This is a genomic window from Bifidobacterium sp. (genome assembly GCF_051876855.1).
Lineage (GTDB): Bacteria > Actinomycetota > Actinomycetes > Actinomycetales > Bifidobacteriaceae > Bifidobacterium.
Genome location: NZ_JBJEIH010000041.1, coordinates 31562 through 44536, shown reverse-complemented (window position 1 = coordinate 44536; position 12975 = coordinate 31562). Strand labels below are relative to the sequence as shown.

Here is a 12975-nt window from a genome sequence, read left to right as displayed (position 1 = left end):
AACAGCGGATCTTCAAACAGTGGGTCATCCAGCAGCAGCGGATCGTCCGCGGCCGGCTCCAGACTGTGGCACCCAACCGTCCAGCAAGCTCAGACCTATGCCGCCGGCGCCGCTGCACAACGCGGTTGGACCGGCGACGAGTGGACAAGCCTGGTGAACCTGTGGACCAAGGAATCCGGTTGGCGCTGGTCCGCCGGCAACCCCACATCGGGCGCCTACGGTATCCCCCAATCCCTGCCGGGCAGCAAAATGGCTCAATTCGGGGCAAACTGGAAGGATGACGGCGCGGTCCAGATCGACTGGGGCCTGTATTACATCACCATCCGTTACGGCAAACCCTCCGTCGCCTGGCAGCATTGGAAAGATTTCAACTGGTACTGATCGATTCCCTCCACCGACCACCACGCAACCGAACTCGACAAGAAGCACGAATGAATACCACAACACCCCCGCAGACGGCGAACAATCGGAAGAACAACGCCCCGGAACATGCCGGGCACCTGCTCGGAGCCGCGGATATCCGCCGTATCGCCGCCGAGGCGGGCATCCACCCGACCAAGAAATTCGGGCAGAATTTCGTCATCGACCCGGGCACCGTCCGAAAAATCGTCCACGAATCCGGCGTTTCGGCCGGCGACACCGTGTTGGAGGTCGGTCCGGGGCTCGGATCACTCACGTTGGCGCTGCTGGAAGCCGGAACCGATGTTACTGCGATTGAAATCGACCCACCCCTCGCACAACGCCTTCCCAACACCGTCATGGAGTTCATGCCGCAAGCCGCGGACCGATTGCATGTAATCAACCACGACGCGCTGAGCATCACCCCCGAGGACACGCCTGAGCTGTCAACAGCCCCGCACATCACGCTGGTCGCGAACCTCCCATACAACGTGGCCACGCCGATCATCCTGACTCTGCTTGAACGCTTCCCGCAACTGGACCGCTTCACGGTCATGGTGCAAAAAGAGGTCGCCGACCGGCTCGCCGCAAAGCCGGGAAGCAAGATTTACGGCACCCCCAGCGTCAAACTCGCATGGTACGGCATCGCACAGCGTTCGGCGATGATTGGCCGCAACGTGTTCTGGCCGGCTCCGAACGTCGATTCCGCGCTGGTGACCTTCACCCGATATCCCGGCGGGCAGCTGCCGGAGGCCTCCAGCCTAGGGGTCGCGCGCGACGATGTCTTCGCACTGGTCGATGCCGCCTTCGGGCAGCGGCGCAAGACCTTGCACGCCGCCCTCAAACACATGGTTTCCCCGGAGGCCTTCACAGCATCCGGCATCGATCCGACCCGACGCGGCGAGACCTTGACCATTGAAGAATTCACACGCCTTACGGTCGCACGCACCGCGCACACCAGCACCGTCGGAGAGCGGGCATCAGCATGAAGGTGAGCGTGGATTGCCCCGCGAAGACCAATATCACCCTGCATGTGGGCGCGAAACATGCGGATTGGGGCGGACGGCACGAGCTTGACACCATCTACTGCGCGCTCGGCGTCTACGACACGGTCACCGTGTCCCCCACGCAACCCGGCGGCGGTGTACGGCTGTCGATGGACGGGGAGCATCTTGCAGACCTTGCCGACCTCGCAGGCAACGGCGACAACAGCCACAACCATGCCGTGCGCGCGGTCAACGCGTTGGCGCAGGCGAGCGGGCATAACCCCGATGTCGACGTGCATATCGTCAAGCGCATCCCTGTCGCAGCAGGTTTGGCCGGAGGTTCGGCGGACGCCGCGGCGACCCTGCTGGCGCTCGACACGCTGTGGGATCTGCATTGGCCGATTGACCGCTTGCAGCAGGTCGCAGCAACACTGGGCGCCGACATGCCGTTCTGCCTGACCGGCGGATATGCGCACGGTACCGGATTCGGTGAGCGCATCACCCCGATACCGCCGGACAGCGAATCCGCAATGCAGCTGCGCAATCAAGGATTCGCGGGTTTGGTGCTCGTCGGTGCGTACGATTCGCAGCTCAGCACACCCCGTGTGTATGCCGAGTTCGACCGGATTGGCGACGGGCGGCACAATACCGGCGACGTCAAGCCGGCCAACGATTTGCAGTATGCTGCGGTGCAGCTTCATCCACGCAGCGGCACGGCAATTGACTTGGCGATCGCAGCCGGAGCGACCCATGTATTCGTATCCGGTTCAGGACCTTCCGTCGTCGCTTTCGTGCCGAATTCCCGCGCGCTGTCGGCGGTCGCCGAGTCGTGGCGCGCAGGCAATGCCGTCGATCGAATCATCGAAGCACAGGCACCGGCCGTGCCGCGGATCCATGTCGCCCGTGGAGTCAGCGATTGCCGGTAGAGTGAGATGGATACAGGAACGAAGAGGATGCTATGACCGGAATCTATGATGAACGCGCGGCACGCAAAGCCTATGTGCGCCACCGTCAGACCGCGGTGTTTACTTTCACCATCATGGGCATGGTGATTGCGTTGATCATCGCCCTGCTGTTCTCGTTCCATGTATTCGGTCTGGGCTCGGTGTCAACCGCCGAGACGCTGCCGAATTATGGCGTCTCCGCCGCCTGCGCTGTTCCGGATTCATCAGGAACAGCGAAATATGTTGACAACTCGACCGTCCACGTCCGCGTGCTCAACGGCACCCAGCATTCAGGGTTTGCGCGCGCTGTCGGCGAAGCGCTCACCAATCGCGGGTTCACCGTGGAGAACGTGTCGAACTACCAGAAGACCGACGTCAAGCGGACCATCATCTATTACGGCAAGAACACCATCAACGAAGCGTACACGCTCAACGACAACTTCACCGATGCAGTTATGAAGATGGACGACCGTCAGGACAAGCTCATCGACGTGGTGCTCGGCGCCACCTTCGACAATCTCAAAACCAAGTCGAAGGTGCTGGGCAAGGGTGCGAAAATCACCGATATCAGCGGTTGTCTCGATAGCAGCAAGATGACGAACCTGCCCAAGGCCTTGGCCCATGACGCGGTGAACTGACCGCGCACACGCCAGTCGGCACCTGCTTTCCTCGCTTCCCCACTCTCACAAACTGGTTACGCTGGGAACGCACTCAGCATAACCAGTTTGTAGAAATAGACCTGGGTACGGAGAAAGTCCAGGTACGGGAAAGGCGTGGGCACGGTAAAGACCTAGGCACAGGAAAAGACTCGGGCGCGGCATGCCACAGCATCACGCGGCATGACAATGATGACACGCACCCTTTCCAGCGTTGCCACGCCCGTTCTCACATCACCTCAAGCGTTCTGCGCGGCGGCCCAACGTTTGAGTTCTTCAACCGCCGCTTCATGGCCAACCGGACCGTTATCCAACCGGTATTCCAGCATGTGCTGGTAGGCGACACCCACTTGGGGCCCGGGCTCGAGACCCAGCAGTTGCATGATTTCGTTGCCGTCAAGCTCAGGGCGGATCGCCTCGATGTCCTCACGCTGTTTGAGGTCGCGGACCCTCTGTTCCATTTCGTCCATGGCGTCGGAAAACATCTGAGCCTTGCGCTTGTTCTGCGTGGTCGCGTCAGCGCGGGTCAAACGGTTGAGACGCTCATAAAGCGGCCCTGCGTCACGCACGTAGCGGCGGACCGCGGAATCGGTCCACGGTTCGTCGACATACCCGTGGAAACGCAGATGCATGTTCACCAGTTCGCTCACATCTTGGACGATGTGATGATCGAAATGCAGGGCGCGCAGGCGTTTGCGCGTCAATTTTGCGCCGACGGCGTCATGGTGATGGAAGCTGACCTTGCCATGGTCTTCGAACTTACGGGTCGCCGGCTTGCCGATGTCATGCAGCAGCGCTGCGAGCCGCAACTCGAGGTCGGGGGCCGGGACCGGGCCGTCCGGGCCAGTTTCCAGCGCAACCGCACGGTCGAGTACGATCATCGTGTGCTCAAAGACATCCTTATGCCGGTGATGTTCGTCGATTTCCAGCTTCAACGCGGGAATCTCCGGCAGCACGATATCGGCAAGCCCGGATTCCACCAGCGCCTCCACTCCGGCGCGCGGCCGGGTCGACAGCAGCATTTTGACCAGTTCGTCGCGTACGCGCTCGGCGGAGACGATGCGGATACGCTCGGTCATTTCGGTGATCGCCTGCGCGGTCTCCGGCTCGATGCTAAATCCCAGCTGGGCGACGAAACGAATCGCGCGCATCATGCGCAACGGATCGTCATCAAAGGATTGACGCGGATCGACGGGCGTGCGCAACACGCCCTTGGCCAAGTCGTTCGCGCCGCCGAACGGATCGACGAACTCCAGATCCGGTACGCGCAACGCCATGGCGTTCACCGTGAAATCGCGCCGCGACAGATCCCCTTCCAGCGAATCGCCGTAATTGACTTCCGGTTTGCGCGAATCCGGATCATACGTGTCGCTGCGGTACGTGGTCACCTCGACCTGTACCGGCGTGCCGTCAGGCCGACGGCGCATGGCGCCGAGCGTGCCGAATTTGCGGCCCATATCCCAGAAACCGTCGTGTCCCCATGCCCGCAGGATATGTTCAAACTGCTCAGGCCTGGCCGACGAACAGAAATCAAGGTCGTGGGATTTGCGATGCAACAGCAGGTCACGTACCGGACCTCCCACGAGAGCCAGCTCATAGCCTTCATCCGCGAACATATGACCCAGCTCTATCGCTTCTGGCCAGACTTCGAAATTCAACGCGCGCCCTTTCGATTCAGCACTTTCTACGCCTCCAAGCATACCGTTACTCCACCTGCACATTGGTTTGAGTAAGGTGGAAGACATGATTACTCCCGCAGACTTTGCGCGCATGCTCGCCAATGCTGCGGATAAGCATACCCAAATGGGCCCGTCGCCCGACACGCTGATGTACACGTCGCAATCGGAAAAACCCGTGCAATACCAGGATATCGAGCCGGGAACTCCTACTCCCGCCTTGATGCCTCACCGCAGGACCGGTGACACGCCTGCAACGTTCGCCTCCCTGGACGCGCAGGAACTCCCGGTCGTCAGAGAGTACTCCGCTGGCGGACTCGTGTTCGACGAACTCGGCCGTGTCGCGATCATCGCCCGGCATTCACGCAGCGGGCATCTGGAATGGTGCCTGCCGAAGGGACATATTGAGAAGGGCGAAACGCCGCAAGAGACCGCGGTCCGTGAAGTGCATGAGGAAACGGGGATCCTCGGTGAGGTAGTGGATTCCATCGCCACAATCGACTACTGGTTCACCGGAACCAACCAACGCGTGCACAAGCTGGTGCACCATTATGCGCTTCGTCGAATCAGCGGTGAGCTGACGGTAACCGGCGACCCCGACCATGAGGCGGAGGACGCGATCTGGGTGAAGTTCGAGGATCTGGACAATGTGCTCAGCTATCCTAATGAACGCAAGATCGCGTGGCTCTACGCCAGGAAACTGAACAGGCAGGCATAACGTTGAACTACCCCGCACATCATGGCGTCCGGTCGGCGCGGATGCAGCGTCTGCTGCGCCTGCTGGTCGCCTGTATCCTCGCCGTCGTCGTGCCTTCGATGTTCGGGTATGCTGCCGCAGACGCGAGTGTGGCGAACGCCGCCGGCGCATCATCCAAGCCCACCTCGGCAGCCGCTTCGAAAGCCTCCTCGCGCACCACGCCACGGCAGAGCGACTCCTCAATCTCGATGAGCATCGACAGCGCCACTCCGGTGGTCACCGCCTCATCCGGCTATCATCTGCAACTCACCTTGCAGAACACGTCGAGCGTAGCCACCGGTGATGGCACGTTGACGGTCGCCGCGAACGCGCTGTACACCTTCGTTTCGCGCACTGATATCCAGGATTGGGCGCAAGGCCAGTCACGCATCCCCATGACCAGCCAGCTGTCCCAGATCGATGTCGGCAACATCGCCGCCCACGGCACCGCGACGGTGAACGTCGATGTGGATGCATCCGCCGAACAGCTGGCCTCGATCACCAGTTGGGGGCCCAAGCCGGTGCGCATCTCCTATACGTCGGCATCCGGCTCGGCCAGCGCCTCCCTGCATACCTTCCTGACCCGTTCGACCGACGGACTGAAAACGGCCGACACGCCGGCGATGAACATCACGATCGTCCAGCCTCTCAGTTCAACCGCCTGGCAGAGCAATACGACCATCGTGTCCAATATCGTCAACGCAGAACACTCATGGCTGAACTCGTCTTCGGTGGCCGACGCGACCTTCACAGGCACCGACGCAGCCAAACGCGAACGCGCCGAATCCCAGCTCGTCGCCAAGCACGCCAAGCTGCAAGTCGTCGCCGACCCCATGTATCTGCAATCCATGTCCATCCCCGCGAAGACAACGGCAATCGCCCAGCCGGGCATGTTCGATATCACCGGGTACGCAGCGTTGGACGCTCCTGACGCTTATCAGTCCGCCGGCGTCAAATCCGCCGATTGGGATGCCTCCGCAAGCATGGCCGCCTACCGTTCGGCGGTCGGCAACACGAACGCGACGCATACCATCATCGCGTGGCAAGGCAGCGGCCGTTGGACCCGTCAGGCGTTGAATATCGCGCGTCAACAGGGGTATTCGACGGTTATCGCCACCTCCGGCTATGACGCCGACACTTCCGGGACGGTCCACACGGGCAAATACGTCGTTCCCACGGATTCCGGCGATGTGACGGTCCTCACCGCCCAGCAGGAGCTGAGCGGCCTCGCCCAAGGCAAGGCGACCAGCAGCGAGGCAGACAGCGAGACAAGCGACGCGGGACGCCTGTCGCGGTTTGTCGCACAAAGCGCGTTCTACCAAATGGAACAACCCTATACATCCCGCAACCTGCTGGTGTGTCTCAAGCCCGGAGCGTCAACCACGCTGATCGACACCTTGATGAGCGCCGTCGAACAATCCACATGGCTCAATCTCACCGACTTGAACACCCTCATCGCTTCGGACGCCTATCTCAGCGGCGACGAGGCGGCTGACATCGTGCCCCAAAGCTCCGGCATCAGCGCCGCGGCGCGCAAACGCCTTGAGGCCGCGTTGTCGACGTTCACTGCGAGCGCGAGGAGTCTGAGCCAGTTCAAGGAATATGTCTTGTATTCCAATCCGTCGTCGTCGCCGTCCGCAAGCGCAACCGCAAGCACGTCGAACAGCGGTGACGAGCAATCCCTAGCACGGCATGACGCCTCGAAGGTCGCCGAAAACAACGCGAAAGGCCCTTCCGCATGGATGACCTGCCTGAATTCCCTGCAATCGCGTATGGGATTGCTTGCGCTGTCCGGCAATGCGGCGGTGATCCAGCGAATGGGCGATGCCGCGACCGGTTTGTCGACCACGCTGCTCAACAACGTGTCCATCACCCCGACCGATACGGTCACCGTGGTCAGCGAAACGGCAAGCATGCCGGTCACGGTGACGAACGCAAACCCGTATCCGGTGCGTGTCCGAGTGTCTTCGCTGACCGACTCCATGGAGATCGTCACCAGCCGGTACGCGGATGTCACGGTTCCCGCCCGCGGCGAGGCGCAGGTCACCTTCGCCATCCGTGTGGCGACTTCTGGTTCCACCACGGTGCATCTGACGCTTCTGGACCGTCAGGGCTCCACGTTCTCGTCCGCCCAGACGACAACCATCACCAGTTCCCTGCAAATCAGTGACAAGACCGGCATCGCGTTCATCGGCGTAGCTTTTCTGCTCGGCGTGGTAGGCCTGTGGCGTCAATTCCATCGGAAGAAAGATCCTGACGAATGAGTTCCTCGGTTGGACATAATTCCTTCGTGATGGCCGTCGGCACGGCGGCTTCCCGACTGACCGGCCAGATCCGTACGATTCTGCTCGCGGCGGCTGTCGGCACCACCGGCATGGCCGCGAACGCGTATCAGGCCGGCTCGATGATCCCGCAGGTGATTTTCACGCTGATTTCGGGAGGCATTTTCAACGCGGTGCTCGTTCCCCAAATCGTGCGCACGCTCAAAGAGGATGACGCCGAGGACCGGCTCAACAAGCTCATCACCTTCGCCATCGCGCTGCTGGCCGGCATCACAATCGCGATGATGCTGCTGACCGCCACCACTCCCGCGTTCACGCATCTGTATGCGAACGGCGGCAAGGACATGCTCGCGCTGACCAATGCGTTCGCGCTGTGGTGTATGCCGCAGATCTTCTTCTACGGCCTGTATACCGTGCTCGGCCAGATTCTGGCGGCGAAGAACCATTTCGGCATGTACGCGTGGAGTTCGGTCGCGGCGAATATCGTCAGCTGCGCCGGATTCACGCTGTTCATTGTGATGTTCGGCAAGGCCGATAAGCAGCCGCTGAGCTTCTGGACCACGGACAAGATCATGCTGACCGCCGGCACGTGGACGCTGGGCGTGGCCGTCCAGGCGCTCGTACTGTTCCTGCCGTTGTTCAAACTGGGGTTGCGATACCGCTGGCGTTGGGGGGTCCACGGCATCGGCTTGCGCTCGATGGGTTCGGTGGCCGCGTGGAGTCTGGGAATTGTCGGCATCGACCAGCTGCTGACCATCATTTCGACCCGTATCACCACGAACGCCCCACTGCGTGCGCATCAGCTGTTCGGCATCGATGAGACACTGGTCGCCGGTAATGCCACCTACCAGAATGCGTTCACGATTTACATTCTTCCGTATTCGTTGATTGCGGTGTCGGTGGCAACCGCAGTGTTCCCGAGGGTTTCCCGAGCAGTTGCTGACAATGATCTGAACACAGCCCGCGATGATCTGAGCGATGCGCTGCGCAATGTCACCATGCTCATGAGTTTCTTTTCCGCGGTATTCGTCGTGTTGTCCGTCCCGATTTCGCTCGCGTTGCTGCCTTCGATCAGCGTGGGCGAGGCACAGCTGATGTCCGGACCGATGATTGCGCTGTCACTATCGCTGCCGTTGTCAAGCTCCTATCTGATCATCCAACGCACGTTCTATGCCTTCGAGGACGGGCGTTCCCCGTTCATTTTCATGGCCGTCCAGCTCAGCATCCAGATGCTCACCCTGCTAATCACTACCAAGGTGCTTTCCCCTCTGGATTGGACGTTGATGCGCGGTGTCGCCGTCACGTTGGCCTATGCACTGTCCTTCCCACTGCTGGTGTGGATGCTGCGCAAACGCTTCGAGAACCGTCTGGACGGCCGTCGTATCGCCTTGTCTTACATCAAGGCGACTGCCGCAGCGGTGGCCGCGGCGATTGTCGGTCTATGGCTGCGCGGTCCTGTGGAACACCTGCTGGGCGCGGAACTCACCCCTTCAGGCGGACATATGAACTGGCTGCAAGCCGTCGGCGTGTGCGTCGTCATTGGTATCGTGGTGATCGCGGTCTATCTGGGCGCCTTGTGGGGCATGCACACCGAGGAACTGGTCACGATGCTGTCATCGCTCAAGGCGCGGGTCGCATCCCGGCGGTCCGGTAATGCGGCGGGCGCCCCGAATGCAGCGAATGCCGATGGCGAACAGTCTGCCGGCGACACTGCCGACGACTCTGCAGATTCCGCCAACACCACCGAAGAGCAGGTCACCTCCGGCAATCCGAACGAACCAAACGATTCAGATGAACCGGACGAACCAGACAATCCAGGCAATCGCGCCCCTGACCGCCCTCGAACCGGTCCGCAAGCCGATTCCGCGCAAGACACGGCAGTACCCGCCGCCGTTTCGACCACTCCAGTCGTTAGAATGACTACTATTACATCACCCGCGAGCACGCGAATTTCTCGTTATGGAGCCGAAGGAACTATGAAGCCTCAACTGGGAGATACCGTTATCAACCGGTATACGTTGGTGTCACTGTTGCGTGACGAACCCGGCCTGCAAGCGTGGAAGGCAAACGACCGTGTCCTCGCGCGTGATTGCCAGCTGTACATCGTCACCGACGCAGATGCAATCGCTAAGGTCGACGCGATTGCATCGTCCTTGGCCCTGTCGCGCAACCGCCGTTTCACACAGGTCCTTCAACTCCAGCATCGCGGTGACGTGTCGATTATCATCACCGCTGTGGATAACGGGTTGTCGCTGACCGATTACTTCCACGGGCCGGCGTCAGGAACCCTCAGCCATGCGGCTATGCGGTCGATTCTCGGCGAAACCGCATCCGCGATGCGTCAGCTCTTGGTGGACGGGCTGTCACACTACGCCTTGAACACCGACACCATCCGTCTGACCGCAAACGGGATCCAGCTCGCCGACGCGACGCTGAGCCCGATGCTCGCCGACACGTCGCATGCTCCGGAAGGGCTCGGGGCCGAGCGCCTGGCGACCCGCCAACTCGCGGCCGTGTTGTATGCCCTGATCACCCGCACCCCCTCATCGGTGGATACCCAATTCGATCTGTCCAAGCTCGGCCCGGACGTGCCCGGCGAATTCCGGCTCATCTGCCATCGCGGCTTGGAATCCGATGGGAACGGCAGTATCGTCCCCATGGAGTCGCTCGCCGAACTTTCCGCGCTGCTCGGCGACTGGGAGCCATTGTCGCACCTGCAGAACAGCGATATCGCCCTGCCAAGCATCGACGCCGAATGCTCCATCGCCAACGCCGCGCTGAAAACGCCTGATCCCGGGCATATTCTTGATTTCCCGCAGGATCTGTCCTCGTCCTTCGAACAGCATTCGTATGCACAAGCCGCCCAGGCGAGTGTGCTGCCGGTTTCGTCCGCAGCGACCCCTGGCACTAGCGGCGACAACGCCGATAATACTAACCATGCCGAAGCCCTTGCCGCCCGCCAGCAGGCTATCCAGCAGGCGATGCAGCAGGAATCGGCCGAATGGATGAAGAACAGCCAGGCGGTTCCCCGCAACCCCAACAGGCAGACCATTCCCCATCCTGAAGTCACTGACAGCAGCGACTACGATTTCCATGACATCGCCGCTGCGGAAGTGGCCAATATCATGGCTCCGTCCGTTCCCGACCCGGATAACGCGATTTTCCCGAACTTCAACGCGGCGTCCGGCCCGTATACCGACACCCAGGCGACAATGCGATTCGATTTCGCACGCAAGGCGGCCAAGAACGCCCATCGTTTGCAGCCGCCGTCGGTGAATGAATCAACGAGCAGGATTCCTGTGTACGATGCGAACGGGGTGCCGGTTCCCCCCGGTGACGAATCACGACGCGCCTTGGAGAACGAACAGACGCAGATTCTCGCTGCCAACACTCCGGTGAGCCGCCCGCCGAGCTTCACGCCGACTGTGGAACCGGAGAAGGAAACGCACGAAGACTACAATCCGGTCACCCAGGACGATGTTGCGGATGAGAAGCTGTTCGGCCGGTTCAGCACGAAGGTTGTGGCGATTGTTGTCGTCATTGTGGTGGTTGCGGCGGCAGCCGGACTCGCCCTGCATAGCCTTTCCGACGGAAGCACACTCGGCGCCGCGAAGCAGTCGAGTGCATGGCCATCCCAGAATCTTGACAAGGTACCGTTCGGTAGCAGCACGCCTACCAGTGATGCCTCATCGTCAGGCTCGTCCGACAAGTCGGACAAGTCGAGCGTCATCACCGAGGACAAGGACGCTTCCGCCGTGCCGACGCCCAAGGTTCCGGAGAATAACACCCCGTATTCGATTGATAAGCAGGAGTTCCTCACCAAGCCCGGCGGGCAGGACGGCTACGGCTACTACATGCATCTGAGCGAGCCGGAAAGCGTGTACCGCTTCGTGGTGTCAATCAGGTCTTCCGGCGGCACCGGCTACCTGTATGCCAATACGACCGCGGATCCGACGCAGGGCGAGCAGGTCGCCCAGTTCTCCTTCGACGCGAGCGGAACGACCGATGTGAAGCTCACGAAGACGGTGAAGAGCCAGGACTTCCTCATGTGGGTGCCGAGGGATAGTCTGCCCGGCAATCAGCTGTATATCAAATCGGTCCAGCTGTATTAAGGGCTGGCCTTCACGGCAGTTCTTGCGGCTGTTTTATAGCTGCTCTTATAGCTGCCGGAGGCGTCCTCTCCGGGGCGGTTGTCTGCGCGTTGTTGCGGACGACCGCCCCGGTTTGTTTTCGGATAGTTGTCGACGCCGTTGCCGCGACTATGGTCCTGCGTTGCTCCGCCATCTGCCGGATGTCTCGCCACTGCGCTGACAGCACAATAATGCCCGTCTGGACGTGCTAGGTTAGGACGCATGAGCGAACAGACAACAGACGTGATCATCATCGGTTCCGGGCCTGCCGGCTACACTGCGGCCATTTATCTGGGCCGCGCCGGGTATCGTCCGGTGGTCATTGCCGGAGCGCTCACGCCCGGCGGACAATTGGTCAATACCACCGAAGTCGAGAATTTCCCCGGGTTCCCGGACGGTATCATGGGCCCCGATCTCATGGATGCCATGCGCAAGCAGGCCGAACGCTTCGGCGCCGAAATCGTCTATGACGACGTGGTCAGCGCGGATGTGCAGGGCGATTCCAAGCGTGTTGTATTGGACGGCGGGGATACGTATATCTCTCGTGCCGTGATTGTGGCCACCGGCTCCCAAGTACGCAAACTCGGGGTGCCTGGCGAAGCCGAATACTCCGGCCGCGGTGTCTCGTACTGCGCCACCTGCGACGGATTCTTCTTCCGCGGCAAGCCCATCGTCGTGGTCGGCGGCGGCGACAGTGCACTGACCGAGGCTGATTTCCTGAGCCGTTTCGGTTCTTCGGTGACGGTGATTCATCGGCGTGACACGTTCCGCGCCTCACGCATTCTGGTTGACCGGGCGGAGAAGAACCCGAAGATCAATTTCCGGATGAACGCCGTGGTGGAGCGTGTCAACGGCGATGATGAGTCTGGCGCACACTCCGTGACAATCCGCGATACGGTGACCGGCGATATGACTGAAATCCCGGCCAACGGGATTTTCGTCGCGATCGGGCACACACCCGCCACTGAATTCCTCCACGGTGCCCTTCAACTTGATGAGCACGGATATATCGCTGTTGACGGCGCTTCGACTCGTACCAGCACGCCCGGCGTATTCGCTGCGGGCGATGTGGTGGACGGCGTGTACCGGCAAGCCATCTCGGCAGCCGGCATGGGTTGCCGCGCAGCCCTCGACGCGCAAGCCTACCTCACCGAACAAGCCTGAGA

8 protein-coding genes and 1 pseudogene are annotated in these 12975 nt (G+C 61.0%); 8 read left to right on the top strand and 1 reads right to left on the bottom strand.

The genetic code is table 11. From position 1 onward, the window contains the following. The 4 genes and pseudogenes from ACI38B_RS03735 to ACI38B_RS03720 all read left to right on the top strand — a co-directional run. Positions 1-381 (top strand): annotated as a pseudogene (locus tag ACI38B_RS03735) (G5 domain-containing protein); the annotation flags it as partial. 50 nt (positions 382-431) lie between these two features. Next, the gene (gene rsmA, locus ACI38B_RS03730; RefSeq protein WP_404441205.1) at positions 432-1388 is read left to right on the top strand and encodes a 16S rRNA (adenine(1518)-N(6)/adenine(1519)-N(6))-dimethyltransferase RsmA; all 957 of its coding nucleotides are present in this window, start codon (positions 432-434) and stop codon (positions 1386-1388) included. Further along, positions 1385-2311 carry a 4-(cytidine 5'-diphospho)-2-C-methyl-D-erythritol kinase gene (locus tag ACI38B_RS03725; protein WP_439729574.1) on the top strand — a complete coding sequence of 309 codons (927 nt, stop codon included), beginning with the start codon at positions 1385-1387 and terminating at the stop codon, positions 2309-2311. Before rsmA ends, ACI38B_RS03725 begins: the two co-directional genes overlap by 4 nt. Before the next feature lie 32 nt (positions 2312-2343). Then, entirely contained in the window at positions 2344-2967 is a 624-nt protein-coding gene (locus tag ACI38B_RS03720; protein ID WP_439729573.1) for a LytR C-terminal domain-containing protein, read from the top strand. Between the two features lie 257 nt (positions 2968-3224). On the opposite strand, the gene ACI38B_RS03715 is transcribed toward ACI38B_RS03720, so the two are convergent. Then, positions 3225-4643, bottom strand: coding sequence for a CCA tRNA nucleotidyltransferase (locus ACI38B_RS03715; protein WP_029576267.1), 1419 nt, complete (start codon positions 4641-4643; stop codon positions 3225-3227). A gap of 85 nt (positions 4644-4728) precedes the next feature. Here ACI38B_RS03715 and ACI38B_RS03710 point away from each other — a divergent pair, with 85 nt between their 5' ends. The 4 genes from ACI38B_RS03710 to trxB all read left to right on the top strand — a co-directional run bounded on the left by ACI38B_RS03710 (position 4729) and on the right by trxB (position 12973). Beyond that, a complete protein-coding gene (locus ACI38B_RS03710) occupies positions 4729-5379 on the top strand; it encodes an NUDIX hydrolase (RefSeq protein ID WP_026650702.1) in 651 nt (216 codons plus the stop codon). 2 nt (positions 5380-5381) lie between these two features. Beyond that, positions 5382-7661: a DUF6049 family protein gene (locus ACI38B_RS03705; RefSeq protein WP_439729572.1), complete on the top strand. Its 2280-nt coding sequence runs from the start codon at positions 5382-5384 to the stop codon at positions 7659-7661. After that, entirely contained in the window at positions 7658-11791 is a 4134-nt protein-coding gene (locus tag ACI38B_RS03700; protein ID WP_439729571.1) for a lipid II flippase MurJ, read from the top strand. The genes ACI38B_RS03705 and ACI38B_RS03700 overlap by 4 nt, the downstream gene beginning before the upstream one ends. 240 nt (positions 11792-12031) lie before the next feature. Continuing rightward, on the top strand, positions 12032-12973 hold the full coding sequence (gene trxB / locus ACI38B_RS03695; RefSeq protein WP_439729570.1) for a thioredoxin-disulfide reductase: 942 nt from the start codon (positions 12032-12034) through the stop codon (positions 12971-12973). The last annotated feature ends 2 nt before the right edge of the window (positions 12974-12975 follow it).